At 73.0% G+C, this 23,151-nt stretch carries 24 protein-coding genes and 1 pseudogene; 14 read left to right on the top strand and 11 right to left on the bottom strand.

Features of this window, described 5'->3' with window-relative positions; genetic code table 11:
• Nucleotides 1–20 precede the first annotated feature (20 nt).
• A complete protein-coding gene (locus CNQ36_RS31495) occupies nt 21–392 on the bottom strand; it encodes a hypothetical protein (protein WP_004922172.1) in 372 nt (123 codons plus the stop codon).
• A gap of 239 nt (nt 393–631) precedes the next feature.
• On the opposite strand from CNQ36_RS31495, the gene CNQ36_RS31490 reads away from it, so the two are divergent.
• Nucleotides 632–2,698: a SpoIIE family protein phosphatase gene (locus tag CNQ36_RS31490; protein WP_121548974.1), complete on the top strand. Its 2,067-nt coding sequence runs from the start codon at nt 632–634 to the stop codon at nt 2,696–2,698.
• 118 nt (nt 2,699–2,816) lie between these two features.
• Here CNQ36_RS31490 and CNQ36_RS31485 read toward each other — a convergent pair whose 3' ends face one another.
• Entirely contained in the window at nt 2,817–3,644 is an 828-nt protein-coding gene (locus CNQ36_RS31485) for a putative protein N(5)-glutamine methyltransferase (protein ID WP_121548972.1), read from the bottom strand.
• A 228-nt stretch (nt 3,645–3,872) separates the two neighbouring features.
• On the opposite strand from CNQ36_RS31485, the gene CNQ36_RS31480 reads away from it, so the two are divergent.
• The 5 genes from CNQ36_RS31480 (at nt 3,873) to CNQ36_RS31460 (ending at nt 7,660) form a co-directional block, all read left to right on the top strand.
• Complete coding sequence (locus tag CNQ36_RS31480) at nt 3,873–4,334, top strand: MarR family winged helix-turn-helix transcriptional regulator (RefSeq protein ID WP_121548970.1); 462 nt, start codon at nt 3,873–3,875, stop codon at nt 4,332–4,334.
• Between the two features lie 112 nt (nt 4,335–4,446).
• The gene (locus CNQ36_RS31475; protein ID WP_004922186.1) at nt 4,447–5,052 is read left to right on the top strand and encodes a sulfite oxidase-like oxidoreductase; all 606 of its coding nucleotides are present in this window, start codon (nt 4,447–4,449) and stop codon (nt 5,050–5,052) included.
• A 91-nt stretch (nt 5,053–5,143) separates the two neighbouring features.
• Complete coding sequence (locus CNQ36_RS31470) at nt 5,144–5,863, top strand: ferredoxin reductase (RefSeq protein WP_121548968.1); 720 nt, start codon at nt 5,144–5,146, stop codon at nt 5,861–5,863.
• Nucleotides 5,864–5,966: 103 nt separating this feature from the next.
• Nucleotides 5,967–6,548, top strand: coding sequence for an Rv1733c family protein (locus tag CNQ36_RS31465; protein WP_121548966.1), 582 nt, complete (start codon nt 5,967–5,969; stop codon nt 6,546–6,548).
• Nucleotides 6,549–6,691: 143 nt separating this feature from the next.
• On the top strand, nt 6,692–7,660 hold the full coding sequence (locus CNQ36_RS31460) for an acetylxylan esterase (RefSeq protein WP_121548964.1): 969 nt from the start codon (nt 6,692–6,694) through the stop codon (nt 7,658–7,660).
• Nucleotides 7,661–7,679: 19 nt separating this feature from the next.
• Here the strand turns inward: CNQ36_RS31460 and CNQ36_RS31455 are convergent, their stop codons facing one another.
• Nucleotides 7,680–8,438: a class I SAM-dependent methyltransferase gene (locus CNQ36_RS31455; RefSeq protein ID WP_121548962.1), complete on the bottom strand. Its 759-nt coding sequence runs from the start codon at nt 8,436–8,438 to the stop codon at nt 7,680–7,682.
• A gap of 97 nt (nt 8,439–8,535) precedes the next feature.
• On the opposite strand from CNQ36_RS31455, the gene CNQ36_RS31450 reads away from it, so the two are divergent.
• From CNQ36_RS31450 to CNQ36_RS31440, 3 genes and pseudogenes are all read left to right on the top strand, one after another.
• The gene (locus CNQ36_RS31450; protein ID WP_121548960.1) at nt 8,536–8,940 is read left to right on the top strand and encodes a nuclear transport factor 2 family protein; all 405 of its coding nucleotides are present in this window, start codon (nt 8,536–8,538) and stop codon (nt 8,938–8,940) included.
• Nucleotides 8,941–8,972: 32 nt separating this feature from the next.
• Nucleotides 8,973–9,116, top strand: a pseudogene (locus tag CNQ36_RS31445) (transcription termination factor Rho); the annotation flags it as partial.
• Nucleotides 9,117–9,207: 91 nt separating this feature from the next.
• The gene (locus CNQ36_RS31440; RefSeq protein WP_121548958.1) at nt 9,208–10,353 is read left to right on the top strand and encodes a D-alanyl-D-alanine carboxypeptidase family protein; all 1,146 of its coding nucleotides are present in this window, start codon (nt 9,208–9,210) and stop codon (nt 10,351–10,353) included.
• Between the two features lie 8 nt (nt 10,354–10,361).
• Here CNQ36_RS31440 and CNQ36_RS31435 read toward each other — a convergent pair whose 3' ends face one another.
• Nucleotides 10,362–11,378: an asparaginase gene (locus tag CNQ36_RS31435; RefSeq protein ID WP_121549620.1), complete on the bottom strand. Its 1,017-nt coding sequence runs from the start codon at nt 11,376–11,378 to the stop codon at nt 10,362–10,364.
• A 38-nt stretch (nt 11,379–11,416) separates the two neighbouring features.
• The gene (locus CNQ36_RS31430; protein WP_121548956.1) at nt 11,417–12,139 is read right to left on the bottom strand and encodes a FadR/GntR family transcriptional regulator; all 723 of its coding nucleotides are present in this window, start codon (nt 12,137–12,139) and stop codon (nt 11,417–11,419) included.
• Between the two features lie 145 nt (nt 12,140–12,284).
• Between CNQ36_RS31430 and CNQ36_RS31425 the strand changes: the two genes are divergently transcribed.
• Nucleotides 12,285–13,331, top strand: a complete 1,047-nt coding sequence (locus tag CNQ36_RS31425; protein WP_121548955.1) for a fatty acid desaturase family protein — start codon at nt 12,285–12,287, stop codon at nt 13,329–13,331.
• On the opposite strand, the gene crcB (CNQ36_RS31420) is transcribed toward CNQ36_RS31425, so the two are convergent.
• The 6 genes from crcB (CNQ36_RS31420) to CNQ36_RS31395 all read right to left on the bottom strand — a co-directional run bounded on the left by crcB (CNQ36_RS31420) (nt 13,328) and on the right by CNQ36_RS31395 (nt 18,672).
• On the bottom strand, nt 13,328–13,702 hold the full coding sequence (crcB, locus tag CNQ36_RS31420; protein WP_121548953.1) for a fluoride efflux transporter CrcB: 375 nt from the start codon (nt 13,700–13,702) through the stop codon (nt 13,328–13,330). The genes CNQ36_RS31425 and crcB (CNQ36_RS31420) overlap by 4 nt on opposite strands.
• Nucleotides 13,699–14,046 (bottom strand): DUF190 domain-containing protein, encoded by a 348-nt coding sequence (locus tag CNQ36_RS31415; protein WP_004922216.1) that lies wholly within the window; start codon nt 14,044–14,046, stop codon nt 13,699–13,701. Before CNQ36_RS31415 ends, crcB (CNQ36_RS31420) begins: the two co-directional genes overlap by 4 nt.
• Nucleotides 14,043–14,486 (bottom strand): fluoride efflux transporter CrcB, encoded by a 444-nt coding sequence (crcB, locus tag CNQ36_RS31410; protein WP_004922218.1) that lies wholly within the window; start codon nt 14,484–14,486, stop codon nt 14,043–14,045. Before crcB (CNQ36_RS31410) ends, CNQ36_RS31415 begins: the two co-directional genes overlap by 4 nt.
• 74 nt (nt 14,487–14,560) lie before the next feature.
• Nucleotides 14,561–14,818, bottom strand: a complete 258-nt coding sequence (locus CNQ36_RS31405; RefSeq protein ID WP_176119044.1) for a helix-turn-helix domain-containing protein — start codon at nt 14,816–14,818, stop codon at nt 14,561–14,563.
• Between the two features lie 160 nt (nt 14,819–14,978).
• A complete protein-coding gene (locus tag CNQ36_RS31400; RefSeq protein WP_121548951.1) occupies nt 14,979–16,538 on the bottom strand; it encodes a glycoside hydrolase family 53 protein in 1,560 nt (519 codons plus the stop codon).
• Nucleotides 16,539–16,650: 112 nt separating this feature from the next.
• Nucleotides 16,651–18,672, bottom strand: coding sequence for a beta-galactosidase (locus tag CNQ36_RS31395; RefSeq protein WP_121548949.1), 2,022 nt, complete (start codon nt 18,670–18,672; stop codon nt 16,651–16,653).
• Between the two features lie 184 nt (nt 18,673–18,856).
• Here CNQ36_RS31395 and CNQ36_RS31390 point away from each other — a divergent pair, with 184 nt between their 5' ends.
• From CNQ36_RS31390 to CNQ36_RS31375, 4 genes are read left to right on the top strand one after another with little or no spacing between them, the layout of a single operon-like run.
• A complete protein-coding gene (locus tag CNQ36_RS31390; protein ID WP_121548947.1) occupies nt 18,857–20,176 on the top strand; it encodes an ABC transporter substrate-binding protein in 1,320 nt (439 codons plus the stop codon).
• On the top strand, nt 20,173–21,099 hold the full coding sequence (locus CNQ36_RS31385) for a carbohydrate ABC transporter permease (protein WP_121548945.1): 927 nt from the start codon (nt 20,173–20,175) through the stop codon (nt 21,097–21,099). The genes CNQ36_RS31390 and CNQ36_RS31385 overlap by 4 nt, the downstream gene beginning before the upstream one ends.
• Nucleotides 21,096–22,001: a carbohydrate ABC transporter permease gene (locus CNQ36_RS31380; RefSeq protein WP_121548943.1), complete on the top strand. Its 906-nt coding sequence runs from the start codon at nt 21,096–21,098 to the stop codon at nt 21,999–22,001. Before CNQ36_RS31385 ends, CNQ36_RS31380 begins: the two co-directional genes overlap by 4 nt.
• A complete protein-coding gene (locus tag CNQ36_RS31375; protein ID WP_121548941.1) occupies nt 21,998–23,029 on the top strand; it encodes a LacI family DNA-binding transcriptional regulator in 1,032 nt (343 codons plus the stop codon). Before CNQ36_RS31380 ends, CNQ36_RS31375 begins: the two co-directional genes overlap by 4 nt.
• The last annotated feature ends 122 nt before the right edge of the window (nt 23,030–23,151 follow it).

Raw genomic sequence — 23,151 nt, 5'->3', positions numbered from 1 at the left:
GCACAGCGCCGGGGGCGGCGTCACCGCCCCTCGAGCCGTACGTGCAGCTCCTCCTCCTGGTCGCCGGGGACCGTGCTCAGGTCGCGCACGGTGAACAGGGAGTCCAGGGTGGTGCGGAACCGGTCGATCGCCCAGTAGCCGCCCTGCACGTCGGCGTCGACCGACGAGGCGAGCCGGGCCCGCGGCCTGGCGCCCTCCCGCGGGGCGGCGACGTCGAAGGTGCCGAGCCAGACGGTCGGCCGGGTCTCGGAGAACTCCTCCGGTACGTCGTCGGAGCACCGGTCCGAGGTGAAGCACGCGCACAGCGCGTCGAACACGATGCGGGCGTCGTCCTTGCTGCATCCGCTGATCTCGACCGAGACGGATTCCGGGTGCGGTCGCTCGCTGCCCATCGTGATCGCTCCTCTCGTGGCCCACGCGATCCCCGCCCCTCACCCAGCTAAGCACCACCGCCCGCGGAGCACTACCCGCGCCCGCCGCCGCGGGGACGGCTTCGCGGGCGCCCGCCGCGATGGTGGGAGAAGCTGGAACGAACGGCGGGAGCGGCGCGGATCCGCTCCCTCGCCCGAGGGAGCAGGGACCGCGGCACGGCGACGGCGTACCACGGCGATCGGTGAAGGCGGGGCGTGCGATGAGTGCAGCGGGGTCACCCCCGGCCGGCGGCGAGGGGCCGGTGCGTCCCAGCGGGCTGCTCGACGTGCTGCGCGTGGCCTCGGTGGTCCTGGACACCGAGGGGCGGATCGTGCTGTGGAGCCCCCAGGCCGAGGAGCTGTTCGGGTACGGCGCCCGGGAGGCGCTGGGCCGGTACGCCGCGCAGATCATGGTGCACGAGGAGCACCTGGACCTCGTGGTGAAACTCTTCGCCGAGGTGATGCGCACCGGACGGAGCTGGGCCGGGGCCTTCCCGATCCGCCGCAAGGACGGCGGCACCCGGCTGGTGGAGTTCCGCAACATGCGACTGCTGGACGACCGGGGCAAGGTGTACGCCCTCGGGCTCGCGGTGGACCAGGCGACCGTGCGCCGGCTGGAGCAGGAGGTGGCGCTCTCCAACCGGATCGTCGCCCAGTCCCCCATCGGCCTGGCCGTGCTGGACGGCGATCTGCGCTACGTCTCGGTGAACCCGGCGCTGGAGCGGATGCACGGCCTCCCGGCCGGGGAGCACCTGGGCCGCACCATGCCCGAGGTGCTGCCGCGGATCGACACCGAGGAGGTCGAGGACAGCGCCCGCCGGGTCCTGGAGACCGGCCTGCCCGCCGTCGACCGGTCCATGACGGGGCGTACCCCGGCCGACCCGGACGACGACCACGCCTGGCACGTCTCGCTGTACCGGCTGGAGAACACGCTCGGCACGGTGCTGGGCGTGGCGGTGTCGGTGGTGGACATCACCGAGCAGCACCGGGCGAACACGGAGGCGGAGAGCGCCCGGCGGCGGCTGGCCGTGATCGCCGACGCCACCGCCCGGATCGGCACCAGCCTGGACCTGGAGCGGACGGCCGGTGAGCTCGCCGACGTGGCCGTGCCGGAGCTGGCCGACGCGGCCGCGGTGGATCTGCTGGAGGCGGTGGCGCAGGGCCGGCGCAGCACCTTCGGGCCCACCGAGGACGCGGTGATCCGGGCACTGGCGGTGCGCTGGGTGGCCACGCCGGACGTGCTGTCGGCGGCCGATCCGCCGGGTCTGGTGACGCGGTACGCGCCCGACCGGCTGATCACCGAGTGCGTGCGCACCGGGCTGCCGGTGATGGTGCCGCACGTGGACGACGAGGACCTGGCGCGGATCGCGCGCTCGCCGGAGGCGGCGGCGCTGCTGGCGCGGGCGGGTGTCCACTCGTACCTGGCCGTGCCGCTGATCGCGCGCGGGGAGGTGCTGGGCGCCCTCGACCTCACCCGTACACGCAACCCCCGCGCGTTCGACGAGGACGATCTGCTGCTGGCGCGGGAACTGGCCTCCCGCGCGGCCGTGCAGATCGACAACGCCCGCTGGTACCAGAGCGCCCGCGACACCGCCCTCACCCTCCAGCGGAGTCTGCTGCCGAGCCATCCGCCCGTGACGGGCGGGCTCGAGGTCGCCTCCCGCTACCAGCCGGGGGGCGCCACCAGCGAGGTGGGCGGCGACTGGTTCGACGTGATCCCGCTGGAGGACGGCAGGACGGCCCTCGTCGTGGGGGACGTGATGGGCAGCGGAATTCCCGCGGCGGCCACCATGGGCCGGCTGCGCACGGCGACCCACACCCTCGCCTCCCTCGGTCTCGATCCGGCGGTGCTCCTGGAGCACCTGGACCGGATCACCGCCGGCCTGGACCAGGCGCTCGCCACCTGCGTCTACGCCGTCCACGATCCCCGTGAGCGGCGGTGCACGATCGCCAACGCCGGGTATCTGCCGCCCGCCCGGGTGCGGGCGGGGCACGCCGCCGAACTGCTGGACCTGCCGACCGGGGTGCCGCTGGGCGTGGGCGGGGTCGGCTTCTCCACGACCACCGTCGACCTGGGACCGGGCGACCGTCTGGTCCTCTACACCGACGGTCTCGTCGAGACGCGCCGGCACGCGCTGGACGAGCGCCTGGACCGGCTGCTCGGCCTGCTGGACCGTCCCGGCCACTCCCTGGAGGAGGTCTGCGACCTCCTCCTGGGCACCCTCCGCGAACCGGACAACGTCGACGACGTGGCCCTCCTCATCGCCCGGGCCACCACACCGGCCTGACCCCCTGCCCAGCCACGTCCGGCGGGACGCGCACACCCGCGCCGGCTCGTCCCGAGGTCACCCGTGTGGGCGAACGTCGGCACCGGGGCCGGTCGGTCGGTCGGTCGGTCGGGCGGGGCTACGGTGCGACGCCGATGACCACGTGGGCGTGGTGGTCCTCGGAGGCGGCCAGGTCGGGGCGCAGGCCGGCGGCGGTGAAGGTGTCGACGGCGGCGGGTGCCTGGCGGCGGCTGGTCTCCACCAGGAGGCAGCCGCCCGGCGCCAGCCAGTCCGGCGCCTCCGCGGCGACCCTGCGCAGCACGTCGAGACCGTCCGCGCCGCCGTCGAGCGCGGCGCGCGGCTCGTGGTCGCGGGCCTCCGGGGGCAGCAGGCCGATCTCGTCACTGGGCACGTACGGCACATTGGCCGCGAGGACGTCGACCCGGCCGCGCAGCTCTCCGGGGAGCGCCGCGAACAGGTCACCGGTGTGGACCTGCCCGCCGAGTCCGGCGACATTGCGGCGGGCGCAGCGCACCGCGGCCGGGTCGATGTCGGCGGCGTGCAGCTCGACCCCGCCGAGTGCCGCGGCCAGCGCCGCGCCGACGGCGCCGGAACCGCAGCACAGGTCGACGACGAGCGTCGCGCCGGGCGCCCGCGCCAGGGCCTGTTCGACGAGGAACTCGGTACGGCGGCGGGGCACGAAGACACCGGGTTCCACGGTGATGCGCCGGCCGTGGAACTCGGCCCAGCCGACGACGAGTTCGAGGGGCAGCCCGGCCGCCCGGCGCTCGACCATCGGGGCGACGTCGTCGGGGGTGGGCGCGGCGGCGAGGATCAGCTCGGCCTCGTCCTCGGCGAAGACGCAGCCGGCGGCGCGCAGCGCGGACTCCACCGCTTCCCGGGACGCGGGCGCGGACGGTGCGGAGGGTGGAGAGGGCGGGAAGGACTGGGACGGCGTGTGCGGCAAGAGCCTGGACCTTTCGGAAAGCCGAAGGGCGCTCCCGCGGACACCTACTGCCGGTGGTCCGCGTCGCTTCGAGGTGAGAGCACCCGACCTGACACAGCGGTAATGGGTCTCACCTCCCAGGCGTCTCCCCGGCAGGGTCGGTCCGCAGCCGGACGGCCACAGTACCCGACGATCACCGCCCCTGTACGGTGCATTCGGGACCCGGAACGCGGAGGGAGGTGTGCACGGGTGGACGCTGCCGAGGCCGTGGAGACCATCCAGCGCGAGATGACGGTCTTCGCCCGCCGTGCCCGCGCGTCGGCCGGGCGGATGCACCCCGAGCTGTCGCTGGTGTCGTACACGCTGCTGGGGCATCTGGAGACCAGCGGCGGCTGCCGGGCCACCGACCTGGCCGCCCACTACGCGCTGGACAAGTCCACGGTGAGCCGCCAGGTGACCGCGCTCGAGCGGTCCGGACTCGTCGAACGGCGCCCGGACCCGGAGGACCACCGGGTGCAGGTGGTGATGCTGACGTCGGAGGGCAGGCGCATCCTGGCCCGGGTGACCGAGAGCCGCCGCGCGGCCTTCGGGGAGCGGCTCGCGGACTGGCCGGAGGAGGACCTGCGCCGGTTCGCCGGCTACCTGGAGCGCTACAACGCGTGGTCCGGCCCCCGGAAGGCCCCGCCCCCGCAGCCGTCACCGGGGCCCTGACCGGGGCCGTGACCGGGGCCGTGACCGGCCTGGCGCCACGCCGGGCGCGGACACCCCGTACCGTTGAACACCGAAACACTCGAGCACCAGCGCAACGGAAACCGCCGATCACGTGAACACCACCCGAGGCTTCACCGGCCGCCCTCGTGTGCACCGTCCCGGGCTGCCGCCCGGGCAGTACGACGCGGGCGACGAATGGCCCGTCCTGTCCGCCGAGGTCACGCCCGACATCGCGCCCGCCGACTGGACCTTCCGGATCGACGGGCTGGTGGCGGAGCCCCGCACCTGGGACTGGGAGCAGGCGCACGCCCTGCCCGCCTCGGCGTACGAGGGTGACATCCACTGTGTGACGAGCTGGTCGAAGTTCGGCGTGCGGTTCGGCGGGGTCTCGCTGGACGCGTTCCTGGACATGGTCCGGCCCCATGGGTCGGCCACACATGTGGTGGCGTACGCGCACACCGGCTACACCACCAGCCTGCCCCTCGCGGACGTGACCGGTGGCCGGGCCTGGATCGCCTGGGACTACGACGGCCGCCCGCTGCCCGCCGAGCACGGCGGCCCGGCGCGGCTGCTGGTGCCGCACCTGTACTTCTGGAAGAGCGCCAAGTGGATCGCGGGGCTGCGGCTCCTGGACCACGACGAGCCGGGCTTCTGGGAGGGCAACGGCTACCACGCGCGGGGCAACCCGTGGAAGGAGCAGCGGTACTCCGGTGACTGAGGCGACTGAGCAGACGACGCCGGCGGAACAGTGGGCGGGACGGACATCACCGGACTCGGCCGGGCGTTTCACCCCTCCGACGCGGTTCGCGGTGCCCGGACGCATCGGGGTGAGCGAGGGGACCGCCTCCGTGTGGCGGACGGCCACACTGACCGAGGTCCGCCGGGAGACCCCGCGCGTGGCCACCTTCCGCTTCGCGGTGCCCGGCTGGCCGGGGCATGTGCCCGGGCAACACTTGATGGTGCGGCTGACCGCGCAGGACGGCTATGTGGCCCAGCGCCACTATTCGATCGCGTCCGCGCCGGACGACTCCGGGCACATCGAGCTGACCCTGGACCATGTCGAGGACGGCGAGGTCTCGGGCTGGTTCCACACGGTGGCCCGGCCCGGGGACCGGATCGAGGTGCGGGGGCCGCTCAGCGGCTTCTTCGCCTGGCCGGGCGACCGGCCCGCGCTGCTGGTCGGCGCCGGCTCGGGGGTGGTCCCGCTGATGTCGATGCTGCGGCACCACCGGGCCCGGGACATGAGGATCCCGCTGCGCCTGCTGGTGTCGGCCCGCGGACCCGAGGACCTCATCTACGCGCGCGAGTTCGGCGCGGAGACCACCCCGGTGTTCACCCGCAGCGCCCCCGAGGGTGTGCCGGTGGGACGTATGACCGCCGCACATGTGGCGCCGTTCCTGGCCAAGCAGCCACCCAGTGGGTGGGAGGCCTATGTGTGCGGCTCCAACTCCTTTGCCGAGCACGCCTCCCGGCTGCTCGTGGCGGCCGGCCAGCCCGTGGAGCGGATCCGGATCGAGCGCTTCGGCTGACCCCGGTCCCCCGCCGTGGCGGCGGCGCGGCGGGCCCGGACGCCCGCCGTTTCGCGCACGGGCGGCCGGGCACCCGGCCGCGGTGACGGCAGGGAGGTCGAAGATGCGAACGCGGGTGCTGTGCCGCCGCCGGCGTGGTCCGCTGTGCCGCCGTTCGGACGTCGTCGAGGGGTGGACGGTGCTGGCCGTCGCCGTGCTGCTGTGCGTGGGCGCGCCCCTGGTGGGCGCGGTCACCGCCTGGTGGGCGCACGGCGAGGCGCGGGCGACCGCGCTGGAACAGCGCGGCGACCGCCACCGGGTGCGCGCCGAGGTCGTGGAGCGGCCGTCCCGGTCCTGGCCCGCCGCCGAGTCGGGCGAACGGCAGGTCCTGCGCGCCGACGTGCGTTGGACGGAGCCCGGCGAGGTCACCCGCACCGCCGCCGCCCGGGTCCCGGTGCACGCGCGTCCCGGAGACGTGGTGCACGTGTGGTTCGACTCCCGGGGGCGCGATGTGGAACCCCCGGTCGACGACGCCTCGGTGTGGCAGTACGGCATCGGCATGGGGGCGGGGGCGGCGGGCGGCACTGCGGCCGCGGTGCTGCTCGCGCACCGGGCGGTGCGCGGGGCGGCCATGCGCCGCAGGCTGGCGGAGTGGGAGCGGGCCTGGGCCCGCGCCGAGCCGGAGTGGTCGCACCGCGGCGCCTGAGCCGGCCCCGTGCCCGAGTACTCGGCAGTAATCGCTTTCTGCGCCTTTCACCTGGGACTTCTCCCGAAGCCTCTGGCGATGTCACAGGTGATCCACGTACGGTGTCATCGCTTCGCACTGTCTCTCCACGAAGGCGGTCCCTGATGGCCCTGTTCGACCTCCCCCTCGACGAACTGCGCGAGTACCGCAGCGCGTCCACCGCGCCCGAGGACTTCGACGCGTTCTGGTCCAAGACGCTCGACGAGGCACGCGAGCACGAGCTGGACGCGCGTTTCGAGCCGGTCGACACGGGCCTGTCCACCGTGCGGGTGTTCGACGTGACGTTCGCGGGGTTCGGCGGTCACCCGGTCAAGGGCTGGCTGACGCTGCCCGCCGGCGCCGACGCCCCGCTGCCGCTGGTGGTGGAGTTCATCGGCTACGGCGGCGGCCGCGGACTGCCCCACGAGCATCTGCTGTGGGCGTCCACGGGCCGGGCCCACTTCGTGATGGACACCCGCGGACAGGGCAGCGCCTGGGGCGCCGGCGGCGGTACCGCGGACCCGGTCGGCGGCGCGCCGGCCTATCCCGGGTTCATGACGCGGGGCATGGACGCGCCCGAGAACTACTACTACCGCCGGGTGTTCACGGACGCCGTGCGCGCGGTGGAGGCGGCGCGCTCGCACCCGCTGACCGACGCGAGCCGCACGGTGGCCGTGGGCGCCAGCCAGGGCGGCGGCATCACCCTCGCGGTGGGCGGCCTCGTCCCGGACCTGGCCGCCGTCGCGCCGGACGTGCCGTTCCTGTGCGACTTCCCGCGTGCGACGACGCTCACCGACCGCAATCCGTACCGGGAGATCGGCCTCTACCTCAAGACGCACCGGGGCCGCTTCGAGGACGCGCTGCGCACCCTGTCCTACTTCGACGGCGTGCACTTCGCCGCCCGCGGCACCGCGCCCGCCCTGTTCTCGACCGCCCTGGAGGACCAGACCTGCCCGCCCTCGACGGTCTTCGGGGCGTTCAACGCCTGGGCGCACGACGACAAGGCGATCGAGGTGTACGACTTCAACGACCACGAGGGCGGCGGCCCGTTCCAGGAGGCGGCCAAGCTGCGCTGGATGCGCGCGTACATCTGAGCGAACCGGGCCGGCCGGTCTACGCGTCGACGGGACCGGCCGCGCTCCGGCCGGCCCCGGGGCGCGTGGCGACCACCAGCCTGACCCGCGGACTGCCGTCCCGGCGCCGGCCGAACTCCGGCAACGCCCGCAGCTCCACCCGGAGTCCGGCCCGGGTCAGCTCCCGCCCCATGTCGCCGAAGCGGACGGCACGGTAGTACATGACGAACGGCGGGCGCCGGACGGCGTTGCGCACCCGCATCACGGCGTCGAAGCCCAGCAGCATCCCGTAGGTGAGCGAGCCCGGCCGGGGCGGCGCGACCACCGGGAAGACGAACCGTCCGCCCGGCCGCAGCACCGAGTGGACCTGGGTGAACAGCCCCGGCAGTTCACGCGGCAGGAAGTGGCCGAACGCGCCGAAGCTGACCACGAGGTCGAAGACGGGGCCGAACGGCAGCGCCCGCGCGTCCGCCCGCACCCAGCCGACCGCCGGCCCCTGCGGGCGGGCGCGTTCCCGTGCGACGGTCAGCATGCCGGTGCTGAAGTCGACTCCGGTGACGCTCCCCCGGCACACCTGCCTCAGTACGTCGATGCCCGCTCCGGTGCCGCAGCACAGGTCGAGCCCGGCGTCGAAGGGGCCCGAGGAGCGCAGCGCCTCCGTGGTGGCGTCGAGCACCGAGTCGGGCGTGCGGAAGGGGGTGTGGTCGAACTTCGGCGCGAGCAGGTCGTAGCCGTGTTCCACGGACGACAGAGCCTGGACGGCGAGTTCGCGCAGCCGGGGGCCTTCGGGGCTGAACATCGCGTCAGCTTAGGGGAGCACGGCCGCCCGGCACCGGCGGCACCCGCGCGATTATTCTCTTCCGCACCTGTTCGACGAGTTGCACGAAGGAGCCGAGATGCGAGCATTCCGGGAGGCGGTGGAGGCCCACGACCTCGACGCCGTCGTCGAGCTGCTGGCCGAGGACGTCGTCTTCACCAGCCCGGTCGTGTTCAAGCCCTACACCGGCAGGGCGATCACCGCGGCGATCCTGCGTGCCGTCGCGGAGGTCTTCGAGGACTTCCGGTACGTGCGCGGGATCGGCGACCCCGGTGGCCGCGACCACGCGCTCGTCTTCACGGCGCGGGTGGGGGACCGCCGGATCGAGGGCTGCGACTTCCTCCATGTCGACGACGACGGCCTCATCGACGAACTGACCGTGATGGTCCGCCCGTTGTCGGGCGCGCAGGCGCTGGCGGCGGCCATGGGGGCGCGGTTCGAGCAGATCGCCGACGCGGCGCGGGCCCAGGAGAACCCCGCCTGAACCCGCGGGGGGAGACTCCGCCGCACGGGCCCGCGACGGCCGTGCGGGGGCCGCGGCGGGTGCTGCGGTCGCGGGACGGGCAGGCCGATCTCGAGACACTGCTCGGACGGATGCGCGAGACCCCCGACAACGCGTCGTTCCTGCGGCTCGTCCAGCCCACTCTGCCCGGCGGCTGACACGCGGCCGGGGTGTGGCATCCGGGTGCTCGCGGACGGTCCCCGGCCGGGGCAGCGCGGTGATTCCGGGGACCATTCCTACGTTTGCGGTATGACTATCGGATTTGCTTCGCGGGCTGCCGTGTCCACCTGCGTGCTCTGCACGGCGGGTCTGCTGGTTCTGGCGCCCGCCGCGGCGACCGCGGGCGCGGACCCCGGGCCGGACGCCGCGGCCACGGCATCCTCCCCGCTGCACCGGCCCGGCACGCAGGTCCGCCCGCGTCCGGGAGCGCCCGAGGTCCCCGAGGTGTCCGCCCTGTCGTGGCTGGTCGCCGACGCCCGCACCGGTGACGTACTGGCGGCGCACGACGCGCACCGCCGGCTGCCGCCGGCCAGCACGCTCAAGACGCTGTTCGCGCTCACCGTGCTGCCCGCCCTGCCGGCCGGCATCCGGCACCGGGTCAGCGAGCGGGAGCTGGCGGACATCGGCCCCGGCAGCAGCCTGGTCGGGGTCGCCGAGGACCGCGCCTACCGGGTCTCCGACCTCTGGAACGGGGTCTTCCTCAGCTCCGGCAACGATGCCGTGCGGGTCCTCGCCACGCTCAGCGGCGGCTGGCGGGTGACGGCAGAGCGGATGCAGGCCGAGGCCCGCGCGCTGGGCGCCCGCGACACCCGGGTGAAGTCCCCCGACGGCTACGACACGCCGGGACAGGTCTCGTCGGCGTTCGACCTGGCGGTGTTCGGCCGGGCCGGGCTGCGCAACGCCGAGTTCGCGCGGTACTGCGCCCGGCACGAGGCGCGGTTCCCGGCCCGCGACGGCGGATCCTTCGGCATCGTGAACACCAACCGGCTGCTCACCGGCGCGGACGGCGTCGAAGCCTACGACGGTCTCGTCGGGATCAAGAACGGCTACACCAGCAACGCCGGCAACACGCTCGTGGCGGCCGCCCGCCGGGACGGCCACACCCTGGTGGTGACGGTGATGAACCCCCAGTCGGGTGGCGGCCACGCGGTCTACGAGGAGGCGCGCTCGCTGCTCGACTGGGGGTTCGAGGCGACCGGCCGGGTCGATCCGGTGGGCTCCCTGGACGCCCTGCGCCCAGGCCCCCTGCGCGGCCCGGAGGCGGAGCCGGCGGCACGCCGGCACCACGCACCCGCCCACCCGCCGGCCTGGCCCGTCGCCGCGGCCGCCCTGCTGGGCGCCGCCGGCGTGTCCCTGTATCTGCGCCTGCGCTGGGGACCGGTACCGACGGACTGAACGCCGTGTCAGAGCAGGGCGGGCACGGGCTCCGGGCGCAGCGCGAGGACCGGCCGGACCTCCCCCACCGGCCGTCCGCCCCCGAGCAGCACCTCTCCGCCGAACTCCGCGAGCGGTGACGGATCGACACCCGCCCTCGCCAGCGCCCCCGCGGTCACGGGGATCCGCGCCCGGCTCGCCCCGTCGGCGATCTTCACGGCGACGGCGCGTCCGTCCGGCAGCGCGGCCACCTGCACGCCCTCGAAGCCGTCCTTGGCGAGCAGCCCCGGGACCGCCCGCATCAGCGCGGCCACGTCCCGGCCGGACCCGGAGGCCATCTCCGCGTGCTCGCGCATCGCGAATGCCACGCGTGCCTCCGGGGTGCCGGGCGCGGCGGTGGTGATCCGCGCGGCGGCGCGTGCGAGGCCGTGCAGCGAGACCGCGAACAGCGGTGCGCCGCAGCCGTCGGCGGTGACCGTGGCGACACGCTGCCCGGTGAGGTCCTCGACCGTCTCGGCGATCATCCGCTGGAGCGGGTGGGCGGGGTCGAGGTAGTCGTCGAGGGACCAGCCGTTGAGCCGGGCGGTGTACAGCATGGCGGCGTGCTTGCCGGAGCAGTTCTGGGCGAGCCGGGACGGCGGGCGGCCCTCGCGTATCCAGGTGTCCCGGACGGCCGGGTCGAGGGGGAGGTCCGGGACGTTGCCGAGGTCGTCCTCCGTCAGCCCGGCGAGTTCGAGGATGCGCCGGGCGCCGGCGAGGTGGCGTTCCTCGCCGGAGTGGCTGGCCGCGGCGAGCGACAGCAGCTCGCCGTCGAGCGGGAGTCCCGCGCGGACCATCGCCGCGGCCTGGACGGGCTTGAGCGCGGAGCGCGGGTAGAAGGCGGCCTCGGTGTCGCCGAGCCGGAACCGGACCTCGCCGCCGGCGCCGAGGACGACGACGGAGCCGTAGTGGACGCCTTCGACGATGCCGCCGCGTACCAGGTGGGCGACGGGGGCGTGGAGGGGGTCGCGGACCAGGGGGGCGTCCGCGGGGAGGCTGTCGTGCATGATGTCTCGCTGGTGGTCGTGGGCCGGTGTGGCGGGGGTCACGTGCCGGCTCCGGTGGGGTTCGTGCGCCCGCGGCGCACGATGTCGGTGAGGGTCGTCCCGACGCGGTCGAGATGGTGGGTCATGGCCTCGGTCGCGTCGTGCTCGGAGCCGTCGGTCAGCGCCTGGACGATCGCCCGGTGCTCGCGGTCGGACTGCTCGCGGCGGCCGCCGAGTTCGTTGAGGAAGGCGGACTGGCGCGCGAGGGCGTCCCGGATCTCCTCGATGACGCGGCGGAAGACGGGGTTCTGGGCGGCCTCGGCCACGGCGAGGTGGAACAGGGTGTCCATGGCGGCCCAGGCGGCGGTGTCGGTCTCCCGTTCCATCCGGTCCAGCAGACGGTTCAGGCGGTCCAGGTTCTCCGGGGTGCGGCGGCGGGCGGCGTACCCGGCGACCGGGATCTCGATGTGCCGGCGCACCTCCATCAGATCGCCTGCCGCGTAGTCGCCGAAGGTGGGCTCCTCGACGGCGTCGGCGACGACGAAGGTGCCCCTGCCGGTCCTGGACACGGTCAGCCCCATGGTCTGCAGGGCCCGCAGCGCCTCGCGCAGCACGGGCCGGGAGACCTCGAGGGTGCGGCAGAGCTCGGCCTCGGAGGGGAGCTTGTCGCCGATCGCGTACGCGCCGCGCTCTATGGCGCCGCGGAGGTGGGAGAGCACCGCTTCCGTCGCGCTGACGCGCCGCGGTCCCGCGCCACCTGTCTGGCTGTCTGACAGGTTCACGAGGCCGATGGTGCGGCGGCGGCTCGGGCACTGTCAAGCGCGGGACGGGGTGGGGTCAGCCACACCCCCCTCCGGGGGCCGGCAGCACTTCCCGCCGGGGCCACCAGCATTCCACCGCCGCGCGATCGTTCACATACTCGAGCGCATGGCCAATCCAACGGTACTCAGTGATGTCCCTCCCCCACGCGAGCGGGAAAGGGGAAGCGATTTCGCCGAATTGTCACGGCGTATGGCCGAGGCGGGTCTGCTGCGGCGCCGCCCGCTGTACTACACGGTGCGCTTCGGGGCGGTGGGCCTCGCGCTCGCGGGCGGTGTCGCCGCCTTCCTCACCCTGGGCGACAGCTGGAGCCAGCTGATCGTCGCCGCGGTCATGGCCCTGGTGTTCGGCCAGCTCGGACTGGCCGCGCACGATCTGGCCCACCGCCAGGTGTTCTCCCGGCGGCGCGCCAATGAGACGGGTGGACTGGTGGTGGCCAACGTGCTGCTGGGCATGAGCTACGGCTGGTGGATGAACAAGCACACCCGGCACCATGCGAACCCCAATCACGAGAAGAAGGACCCGGATGTCGCTCCCGACATCCTGGTGTGGTCACGGCGGCAGGCGAAACAGGCGAAAGGCCCCGCGCGTTTCATCGGAAAGCACCAGGCGGCCCTTTTCTTTCCGCTGCTCACCCTGGAGGGGCTGAATCTCAGTTTCAGCAGTTTCAAGGCCCTGCTGGGCCCTTCGGTGAAGCGGCCGGTGCTGGAGGGAACGCTTCTCGTCGCCCACTTCGCCGTTTATTTCGGCGGCCTGTTCCTGGTCCTCTCCCCCGGCCGGGCGCTCGCGTTCCTCGCGGTGCACCAGGGGCTGTTCGGCATCTACCTCGGCTCGGTCTTCGCCCCCAACCACAAGGGGATGCCGATGGTCGAGGAGGGCACCGAGCTGGACTTCCTGCGCCGCCAGGTCCTCACCTCCCGCAACGTCGACGGCGGGGTGTTCGTCGACGCGTTCATGGGCGGGCTGAACTACCAGATCGAGCACCATCTGTTCCCCAGCATGCCGACGCCGGCCCTGGGAAGGGCGCAGCTCATCACCGAGCGGTACTGCGCCGAGCTGGGCGTTCCGTACTGCCGGACCGGTCTGCTCGCCTCGCACCGTGCGGCGCTGCGCCACCTCAGGGAGGTCGGCGAGCCGCTGCGGGGCGGGCCCTAACCCCACACCGCGCCGGCCAGGGCCGCGCCGGCGAAGGCCGCGCCCAGGCCGGCCGCCACGCTCGCCGCCACGTTCAGGGCGGCGTAGGCGCGGGCGCCGGTCCCGGCCAGGCGGAGGGTCTCGTAGGAGAAGGTGGAGTAGGTGGTCAGGGCGCCGCACAGGCCCGTGCCGATCAGCAGTTGGAGGGGGGACCCCGCCGCGCCCGCCGCCGCCGCGCCGGTGAGCAGGCCGAGGACCAGGCTGCCGGTGACGTTGACCGTGAAGGTGCCCCAGGGGAACACCGAGTCGTGCCGGGACTGGACGGCGCGGTCGGTGAGGTAGCGCAGCGGTGCTCCGACCATGGCGCCCAGCACCACGTACAGCCAGTTCACCGCGGCCCCTCACGGTGCGCGTGCCGGACGACCTCGCAGCGGTCGAGCAGCACCAGACCTTCGTCGACGAGTTCGTCGAGTTCCGGCAGGAAGGCCCGTACCCGTTCCTCGGTGTCGACCACGACGACCGCCACCGGGAGGTCCTCGCTCAGGGACAGCAGCCGGGAGGTGTGGACGACGGAGGAGGCGCCGAAGCCCTCGACGCCGCGGAAGACACTGGCGCCCGCGAGCCCGGCGGCACGGGCCCGGTGGACGATCTCCGAGTAGAGGGGCCGGTGCTGCCAGGTGTCGTTCTCGCCGACGTACACGGTCAGACGGAGGACGGTGCCGGTCAGCCGCGTCATGGCTGCCTCCCGATCAGTACTCGGCGGGTCGCCGCGGCGGCCGTCCAAACGGCGAGGAGCGCCGCGCAGGGAGTCACCGCGAGATGGACGAGGCCGGAGGCCAGGTGGCCGCCGTCGAGCAGGTTCCGTGTGTCGACGGCGTAGGTCGAGAAGGTGGTGAACCCGCCGAGCACTCCGGTGCCGAAGAACGGGCGGACCAGCGGGTGGGCCGCGCGGACCTCCGTGACGACCACCATGAACACCCCGATGACGGCGCAGCCGACGGCATTGACCCAGAGGATCGTCCAGGGGAATCCGTGCGGCGGGGTCGGCCACCAGAGGGTGGCCGCGTACCGGGCCGTCGCCCCCGCTGCCCCGCCGAGCGCGACCACCGCGACGACGGGTGCCTGGGCGCGGAAGGCGGGGCGGGCCCTGAGGCCTCCGGTTTCCGGGGCTGTCACCGTCGTACGTCTCCCACTCGTTCGGGATCAGCGTAACGTCCCGGGGCGCGGCGGGTCATGTCGTGGCCCGCGCGCTACCAGCCCTTCTCGAACATCTGCGCGACATCGGAGATCCGGAGCTCGTCGCGCCGGTAGTGCGGACAGCCGTCGCGGGGGACGGCGCGCAGCAGGCCGAGGGCCGTGAGCAGCCGCAGATGGGTGACGGCGGCCGGGCGGGGGACGCCGAGCCGTGCGGCGACGTCGTCCGCGGTGAGGCCGCGGCCGGCGACGTCCGGTTCCTCCAGCCATGCCAGGATGCGCAGCCGTGTCCTGTCGAGGGGGATCCTCAGCATCTCGTACACCTCCGCGCCGGGCCGCACGCCCGGAGCCCTTCCACTCTGCCGTGGGCAGGGGCGCCGTGTCCCGGACTGACGGCACCTTGTCCGGGACCCAACGCCCCTCCGCTACAGGGCCGTTCGGCCCCGCCGCCGCGGGGCGGCGGGACCTGCGGGATCACCGGTGGCGGAACCAGGCCGTCGCGGGCAGGGCGCGGTCGTCGTAGCCGAACAGCGCCTGGTTCTCCCAGCCGTTGCCGGAGGACGGGTCGGCCGGGTCCCAGCCGTTGCCGGTGCGGGCGGTCCAGGTGGCCTCCCAGTAGAAGACGCCGAGGCCGCGCCCGTTCGGGACGGCCTCCACGATGCTCGCCACGTCGTTCATCCAGCGGGTCTGACCGGCGGTGGACGCCGGGTAGCCGGGGACGAGTTCGCTGTCGAGGTCGATGATGTTCTCGAGGCCGTCCTCGCTGTCCAGGCGGAACGGGTAGGCGGTCTCGGCGACGAAGACGGGCTTGCCGTAACGGGTGGCCGCGTCGTCCAGCGTGGTCTGGAAGTCGTGCAGCGTGCCGTGCCAGTAGCCGTAGTACGACAGCCCGATGGCGTCGAACCTCACCCCGTGGGAGACCGCGTTGTCGAACCACCAGCGGGTGCCGTCGAGGTCACCGCCCTCCGCGAGGTGCAGCGCGGCGACCGTGGAGGGGCTGACCGCCTTGACGGCGTCGTAGCCGGAGTTGAGCAGTCCGGCGAGCTGGGGCCAGTTGGCCGAGGAGCCCTCGTTCCAGAGCATGCCGCCGTTGATCTCGTTGCCCACCTGCACCATGTCGGCCGTCGTGCCCTGCGACTTGAGGGCGCTGAGCACGTCGTAGGTGTGGTCGTAGACGTCCTTCTTGAGCTGCCCGTAGCCGTGTCCGGCCCAGGCGGCGGGCTTGTTCTGCTTGCCCGGGTCGGCCCAGGCGTCGGAGTAGTGGAAGTCCACGAGCAGCTTCATGCCCTGCGCCTTGATCCGCTTGGCCAGGGCCAGCACACGCGCCTTGTCGTTGAAGCCGTCGGCCGGGTCGACCCAGACCTTGAGGCGGGCGTAGTTCATGCCGGCGGACTTCAGGATCGCGACCGGGTCGCCCGCGGTGCCGGAGGCGGTGCGGTAGACCCCGCCCCTGGCCTCGCTCTTGGGCAGGGAGGAGATGTCCGCGCCCTTGACGGACAGGCCCGAGGTGCCCGGGGTGAAGGTGAGGTCGTCGACGTTGAGCCAGTTGCCGGCCTTGGCGTCGCTGGTGACGCTGACCGTGCACCGGCCGCCGGTGACCCGGACCGGCACGACGATCCGCAGCCATCCGGAGTCGGAGACCGGCAGGTCGGTGCGCTGTTCGGCGCCGCCGCAGTTCTTCAGGGCGAGGTGGGCCGCGTTCTGGCCGCCGCCGGAGCGGACCCAGGCGGTGAGCCGGTAGTCGCCGTCGGTCAGGCCCGACAGGTACTGGTAGGTCTCCACCTTGTAGGCCGAGGACGACCAGTGGGACAGGCGGTGACCGCCGTCGCGGCCACCGGGCTCCGTGTACGAGGCGGCGGTGTCGCCGTACTCGGACCAGCCTGCCGGGACGGCCGCGCCCGAACCGCCGGTCTCGAAGCCGCCGTTGGTGAGGGTGCTCGCGGCGGTGGCGGTGGGGGCCGGCAGGGCGGTGAGTGCGAGCCCGGCCACGAGCGGCGGCAGCAGGGCCCGGAGTGTGCGTCTGGGATGGAACATGGGCGTTCGTCGTCCCTTCGACGTGGGGTGGGGTGCCCCGCACCCGGGAGGGGGTGGAGGGCCCCCTCCGCCCGCGGCCGGTGTGCTCACGCGGGCGGAGGGGAGTCGCGGCTCAGCCGTCGAGTCGGACGACCCGGACGGCTCCGGCCGGGACCGCGAGGCGTCCCGCGGCGCGTTCACCGGTCAGCAGTTCGGTGCCGGGCGTCTCCAGCGGCACCTTGGCATCGGTGGCGGTGTGGTTGATCGCGAACAGGAAGGTGCCCGACTCGCCCGTGCGGCGCACCACTTCGACGTCGCGGGGCAGATCGCCGCGCGGGGCGATCCGGGCGTCCTCGGCGGCGCGGCCGAGGAGGGTGGCGAGGCCCTCGGCGCCCAGCCGGGTGGAGACGTACCAGGCGGTGCCCTCGCCGAGCCGGTGCCGGGTGACGGCGGGACGGCCGGCGGTGAGGCCGTCGGCGTACGTCCACACGGTCTCGGCGCCGCGCGGCACCACGAACTCGGTCCACACGTCGGCGTCGAGTCCGGCGCCGTCGGGGCCGTCAAGCCGGACCCGCTCGCCCCGGAGCAGGGGCGAGAACTCCTCGACGGTCAGGCCGAGGACGTCGCGCAGGGCGCCCGGGTAGGGGCCCTCGTGCACGGCGTCGTGCTCGTCGACGATGCCGGAGAAGTACGACACCACGAGGGTCCCGCCGTTCTCGACGTACTCCCTGAGGTTGCTCCCGGCCGCCTCCGTCATCAGGTACAGGGCCGGTACGACGACAAGGGGATACCTCGACAAGTCGGCCTCGGGGTGGGCGAAGTCGACGGTGAGGTGGTGGTCGTAGAGGGCCTCGTAGTAGGCGTCGGCGCGTTCGCGGGCGTCGTGGTCCTCGCTGGGGCGCCAGTCGAGGTTCTGCGCCCACCAGGAGTGCCAGTCCCACAGCACGGCGGCGTCGGCCTCGGTGCGGGTGCCGCGGACCGGCGCCAACGAGTCGATCGCCGCGCCGAGTTCGGTCACCTCGCGGAAGACACGGGTCTCGGTGCCGCCGTGCGGGAGCATCGCGGAGTGGAACTTCTCGGCGCCGCGCCGGGACTGGCGCCACTGGAAGAACATGGCGCCGTCGGAGCCGCGGGCCACGTGCGCCAGAGAGTTGCGGGCCATCTGGCCGGGCGCCTTGGCGGGGTTGCGGGGCTGCCAGTTGACGCCCGAGGTGGAGTGCTCCAGCAGCAGCCAGGGGGCGCCGCCGGCGACGGAGCGGGTGAGGTCGGCGGCCATCGCGAGGTTGACGTGGGTGCGGCGGCCGTCGGTGATCAGGTAGTGGTCGTTGGTGACCAGGTCGGCCTCGCGGCCCCAGGCCCAGTAGTCGACGGAGTCGCACTGGCTGAGGGCGGTCATGAAGTTGGTGGTCACCGGGACGCCCGGGGAGAGACGGTGCAGGATGTCCCGCTCGGCGGTGAAGTTCTCGCGCATGGTGGCGTCGGCGAACCGCCGGTAGTCCAGCGCCTGGGCCGGGTTGCCGACCGTCGGGGTGCGGCGCGGCGGGTTGATCTCGTCGAAAGCGGCGTAGTGCTGGCCCCAGAAGGCGGTGCCCCAGGCCTCGTTGACGCCGTCCACCGTGCCGTACTCCCGCTCCAGCCAGCGGCGGAAGTGGGCGGCGCAGGACTCGCAGTAGCAGGCGGAGACGGGGACGCCGTACTCGTTGTGGACGTGCCACATCGCGAGCGCGGGGTGGTCGCCGTAGCGCTCGGCGAGCTTGGTGGTGATGTTCGCGGCGGCCGCGCGGTAGTCGGCGTTGCTGTGGCAGATGGCGCCGCGGGAGCCGAACTCCAGCCGTACGCCGTCCTCGGTGACGGGGAGCGCGTCGGGGTGGGCGCGGTAGAACCAGGCGGGCGGCACCACGGTCGGGGTGCCGAGGTCGACGCGGATGCCGGCGTCGTGCAGCAGGTCCAGGTTGCGGTTGAGCCAGCCGAAGTCGTACACGCCGGGCGCGGGCTGGAGCAGGGCCCAGGAGAAGATCCCGGCGCTCACCATGGTGACGCCGGCCTCCCGCATCAGCCGTACGTCCTCGTCCCAGACGGACTCCGGCCACTGCTCGGGGTTGTAGTCCCCACCGAAGGCGAGCCCGGTGAGGCCCCTGGGGGTGGTCTCCGGCATGGATTGTCTCCCGATGTATCGATCTTTTGGGAACGTGCACACACACTTTTGGCGGTGCGAGCTCAACATAACCGCACAGCAACAACCATTGACAAGTGTCCGGGATGTTTCTCTACTGTGAACGCTCACAGAAGCATGGCTGGTTCTCGCAGCAGGCGGGGACCCCAGGTCAGGGGAGAGTTCCATGCCGTACACGAAGCGCCGTCGCCTCGTGAGTTCCGCCGTCGCCGTCACGCTCGGCGCCACCGCACTCGCCGCCTGCGGCTCGTCCTCCGACGACGGCGAGGCCCAGTCGGGTCCGGTCTCACTGACGTACTGGACCTGGACCCCGGGCATGGACAAGGTCGTGGACCTGTGGAACAAGGGTCCGGGCAAGAAGGAGCAGATCACCGTCACGGTGAAGAAGCAGGCGTCCGGCGACACGCTGGTCACCAAGATCCTCACCGCGCACAAGGCCGGCAAGGCGCCCGACCTGGTGCAGGCGGAGTACCAGGCGCTGCCGACGCTGGTCAGCAATGACGCGCTGGCCGACATAGGCGGGAACGTGGGCGACGCCAGGAGCAAGTTCGCCGACGGCGTCTGGCAGCAGACCACCCTGGGCACGGACGCCGTCTACGCGGTCCCGCAGGACATCGGGCCGATGATGTTCTACTACCGCGAGGACCTGTTCGAGGAGTACGGCCTGTCCGTCCCGGCCACCTGGGACGAGTTCGCCGAGACCGCGCGCAAGCTGAAGAAGAAGGCTCCCGACAAGGACCTCACCACCTTCTCCGCCAACGACTCCGGCCTGTTCGCGGGCCTCGCCCAGCAGGCCGGCGCCCGCTGGTGGACCACCTCCGGCGACAAGTGGAAGGTCGGCATCAACGACGCGGCGACCAAGAAGGTCGCCGACTTCTGGGGCGGCCTGGTCGCGGAGGGCGCCGTGGACAACCAGCCGATGTACACCCCGGCGTGGAACAAGGCGCTCAACACCGGCAAGCAGATCGCCTGGGTGAGCGCCGTGTGGGCGCCGGGCACGCTGACCACGGCCGCGCCCGACACCAAGGGCAAGTGGGCGATGGCCCCGCTCCCCCAGTGGGACGAGGGCGGGAGCAGCACCGGCAGCTGGGGCGGCTCCTCCACGGCCGTGACCACCGACTCCGGGAACAAGGCCGCCGCCGCGAAGTTCGCCGCCTGGCTGAACACCGACGGCGAGGCGCTGAACGCGCTGGCCAAGGAGAGCGGCATCTACCCGGCCTCCACCTCGGCCCAGCTCAGCGGCGCCTTCACCACGCCGCCGGAGTACTTCTCCAACCAGCCCGACTTCTACACCAAGGCCGCCGCGATCGCGGAGACCACCGCGCCGTCCGCCTGGGGCCCGAACGTGAACGTCGCCTACACGACGTTCAAGGACGCCTTCGGCGCCGCCGCGAAGAACAAGTCGGACTTCACCGCCGCCCTGGACACCATGCAGCAGGACACGGTCGCCGACCTGAAGAAGCAGGGCTTCGGGGTCGCGGAGTGAAGTTGCCGGCCCGCCGGACGTCGCACGGGGTCAAGGGGGCCCCGTACACGTTCCTGATCCCCGCCACCCTCCTGTTCCTCCTGTTCTTCGCGCTGCCCATCGGCTACGCCGTCTGGCTCAGCTTCCGCAAGGTGCGGGTCTCCGGCCTCGGGCTGGGGGCCGGCGCCCGTGAGGAGGTCTGGGCCGGGCTGGAGAACTACACCGGCGCGCTGTCCGACAGCGAGCTGCTGAACGGCGCGCTGCGCGTGCTCGGCTACGGCTGCATCGTGGTGCCGGTGATGCTGGGTCTGGCGCTGCTGTTCGCGCTGATGCTCGACTCCGAGAAGGTGCGGCTCGCCCCCTTCACCCGGCTCGCGATCTTCCTGCCGTACGCGGTCCCGGGTGTGGTGGCGGCCCTGCTGTGGGGCTTCCTGTACCTGCCGGACGTGAGCCCCTTCTACTTCGTCCTCGACCGGCTGGGCCTGCCGCAGCCGGATCTGCTGGACGGCGGACCGCTGTATCTGGCGCTGTCGAACATCGCGGTCTGGGGCGGCACCGGCTTCAACATGATCGTCATCTACACGGCGCTGCGGGCGATCCCCGCCGAGGTGTACGAGGCGGCGAAGCTGGACGGCGCCACACCGCTGCAGACCGCGCTGCGGATCAAGATCCCGATGGTGGCGCCCTCACTGGTGCTGACCTTCTTCTTCTCGATCATCGCGACGCTGCAGGTGTTCAGCGAACCGACCACCCTCAAGCCGCTCACCAACTCCGTGGCCACCACCTGGAGTCCGCTGATGAAGGTGTACCAGGACGCCTTCGGCAAGGGCGACATCCACGCGGCCGCCGCCCAGGCGACCCTCATCGCGCTCGCCACCCTGGTGCTGTCCTTCGGCTTCCTGCGGGCCGCGAACCGACGCAACAAGCAGGAGGCCGCCCGATGAGTTCGCCGGCTCTGCGCAAGGCCGAGCCCCCGGCCGGCACCGCGCGCGAAACCGCCCTCGGCCCGGGGCGCCGCCGCCGGATCGCCATGGTCCCGACCGTGACGCTGCTGCTCGGCGCGCTCTACTGCCTGCTGCCCGTCGCCTGGGTGGTCATCGCGTCCACCAAGTCCGGCGCCGAACTGTTCTCCACCTTCACCTTCTGGCCGGGCACCGGTTTCGCCGACAACCTCTCCGATCTGAACGCCTACCGCGACGGCGTCTACTGGCGGTGGATGGGCAACTCCGCCCTGTACGCCGTGCTGGGCGCGCTGCTGTCGACGTGCGTGTCGGCGTTCAGCGGCTACGCGCTGGCGGTCTACCGGTTCCGGGGGCGCGAGACGCTGTTCAACGTGCTCCTCGCGGGCGTGCTGATGCCGCCGGTGATCCTCGCCATCCCCCAGTACCTGCTGCTGGCGCAGGCGGATCTCACGGACTCCTACCTGTCCGTGCTGCTGCCGCAGATCCTCTCCCCGTACGGCGTCTACCTCGCGCGGATCTACGCCGCCGCGGCGGTGCCGGCCGATGTGGTGGAGGCCGGGCGGATGGACGGAGCCGGCGAGTGGCGGATCTTCTCCCGGGTCGCGCTGCCGATGATGGTGCCCGGACTGGTGACGGTGTTCCTGTTCCAGTTCGTGGCGATCTGGAACAACTTCCTGCTGCCGTACATCATGCTGAGCGACGACGAGAAGTTCCCGATCACCCTCGGTCTGCACACCCTGCTCGAACAGGGCGCCAACACCCCGGCGCTGTACACACTGGTGATCACGGGGGCGTTCCTCGCGGTGTTCCCGCTGGTGGCGCTGTTCCTGGTCGTCCAGCGGTTCTGGAGTCTGGATCTGCTCTCCGGGGCCGTAAAGTCATGACCATGGGCAACACGGGGGGCAGGCGCAAGCCGCCGACGATCCACGACGTGGCGCGCGAGGCCGGGGTCTCGCGCGGCACCGTCTCGCGGGTGCTCAACGGCGGTCACTACGTCAGCCCCACCGCCGCGGAGGCGGTCAACGCCGCGATCCGCAAGACGGGGTACGTCGTCAACCGGCACGCCCGCTCGCTGATCACCGGCAGGTCGGACTCGGTGGGTTTCCTGCTCACCGAGCCGCAGGAGCGGTTCTTCGAGGACCCCAACTTCAATGTGCTGCTGCGCGGTTGCACCCAGGCGCTGGCGGCGCACGACATCCCGCTGCTGCTGATGCTGGCCGGCACGGACGACGAACGGCGGCGCATCACGCGGTACATCACCGCGGGGCACGTCGACGGGGTGCTGCTGGTGTCCAGCCACTCCGGCGACCCGGTGGCGGAGGAGCTGCGGGCGGCGGGGGTGCCGCTGGTCGCCTGCGGCAAGCCGATCGGGCTGGGCTCGAAGGTGAGTTACGTGGCCGCGGACGACCGGGACGGCGCCCGTGACATGGTGCGGCACCTGCTGGCGCTGGGCCGGCGGCGGATCGGGGTGGTGACCGGTCCGCTGGACACCCCGGGCGGTGTGGAGCGTCTCGCCGGCTACCGGGAGGTGCTCGCCGGGGCGGGCGTCGGGGCGGACGAGCGGCTGATCGTCTCCGGGGACTACAGCCGGGCCAGCGGTGAGGCGGCCGCCGAGCGTCTGCTGGCGCGGGCGCCGGACGTGGACGCGGTGTTCGTGGCGTCCGACCTGATGGCCCAGGGCGTGCTCACCGCGCTGCACCGGGCCGGACGCCGGGTGCCGGAGGACGTCGCGGTCGGCGGCTTCGACGACTCCCCCGCGGCCGTCGCCGCGAGCCCGGAGCTCACCACGATCCGCCAGCCGTGGGACCGCATCAGCACGGAGATGGTGCGGGTGCTGCTGGCCCAGATCGGCGGCGAGGACGCGGCGGCGGTGATCCTGCCGACGGAGCTGGTGAAGCGGGACTCGACGTAGGGGCCCGGGAGCGGGAGGGCGGGTCCCCTCCCCCGGGCGGCTCAGCCGGTCAGGATCGGAGAAGCCGTACGGCGCTCCCCCTGCCTAGCGTGGAGGCACCGGCGCGCATCCGGGCGCCGGTC

It is taken from the genome of Streptomyces fungicidicus, assembly GCF_003665435.1.
GTDB classification, from domain to species: Bacteria; Actinomycetota; Actinomycetes; order Streptomycetales; family Streptomycetaceae; genus Streptomyces; species Streptomyces fungicidicus.
The sequence above is the reverse complement of the archived record's forward strand: the minus strand, read 5'-3'. Positions and strand labels throughout refer to the sequence as shown.

Coding starts and splice junctions, on each gene's coding strand:
- CNQ36_RS31460 (WP_121548964.1), top strand. CDS start 6,692: ATGGCCCTGTTCGACCTCCCCCTCGACGAACTGCGCGAGTACCGCAGC.
- CNQ36_RS31425 (WP_121548955.1), top strand. CDS start 12,285: ATGGCCAATCCAACGGTACTCAGTGATGTCCCTCCCCCACGCGAGCGG.
- CNQ36_RS31450 (WP_121548960.1), top strand. CDS start 8,536: ATGCGAGCATTCCGGGAGGCGGTGGAGGCCCACGACCTCGACGCCGTC.
- CNQ36_RS31435 (WP_121549620.1), bottom strand. CDS start 11,378: ATGCACGACAGCCTCCCCGCGGACGCCCCCCTGGTCCGCGACCCCCTC.
- CNQ36_RS31415 (WP_004922216.1), bottom strand. CDS start 14,046: ATGACGCGGCTGACCGGCACCGTCCTCCGTCTGACCGTGTACGTCGGC.
- CNQ36_RS31380 (WP_121548943.1), top strand. CDS start 21,096: ATGAGTTCGCCGGCTCTGCGCAAGGCCGAGCCCCCGGCCGGCACCGCG.
- CNQ36_RS31395 (WP_121548949.1), bottom strand. CDS start 18,672: ATGCCGGAGACCACCCCCAGGGGCCTCACCGGGCTCGCCTTCGGTGGG.
- CNQ36_RS31390 (WP_121548947.1), top strand. CDS start 18,857: ATGCCGTACACGAAGCGCCGTCGCCTCGTGAGTTCCGCCGTCGCCGTC.
- CNQ36_RS31455 (WP_121548962.1), bottom strand. CDS start 8,438: ATGTTCAGCCCCGAAGGCCCCCGGCTGCGCGAACTCGCCGTCCAGGCT.
- CNQ36_RS31440 (WP_121548958.1), top strand. CDS start 9,208: ATGACTATCGGATTTGCTTCGCGGGCTGCCGTGTCCACCTGCGTGCTC.
- CNQ36_RS31490 (WP_121548974.1), top strand. CDS start 632: ATGAGTGCAGCGGGGTCACCCCCGGCCGGCGGCGAGGGGCCGGTGCGT.
- CNQ36_RS31465 (WP_121548966.1), top strand. CDS start 5,967: ATGCGAACGCGGGTGCTGTGCCGCCGCCGGCGTGGTCCGCTGTGCCGC.
- CNQ36_RS31495 (WP_004922172.1), bottom strand. CDS start 392: ATGGGCAGCGAGCGACCGCACCCGGAATCCGTCTCGGTCGAGATCAGC.
- CNQ36_RS31400 (WP_121548951.1), bottom strand. CDS start 16,538: ATGTTCCATCCCAGACGCACACTCCGGGCCCTGCTGCCGCCGCTCGTG.
- CNQ36_RS31405 (WP_176119044.1), bottom strand. CDS start 14,818: ATGCTGAGGATCCCCCTCGACAGGACACGGCTGCGCATCCTGGCATGG.
- CNQ36_RS31375 (WP_121548941.1), top strand. CDS start 21,998: ATGACCATGGGCAACACGGGGGGCAGGCGCAAGCCGCCGACGATCCAC.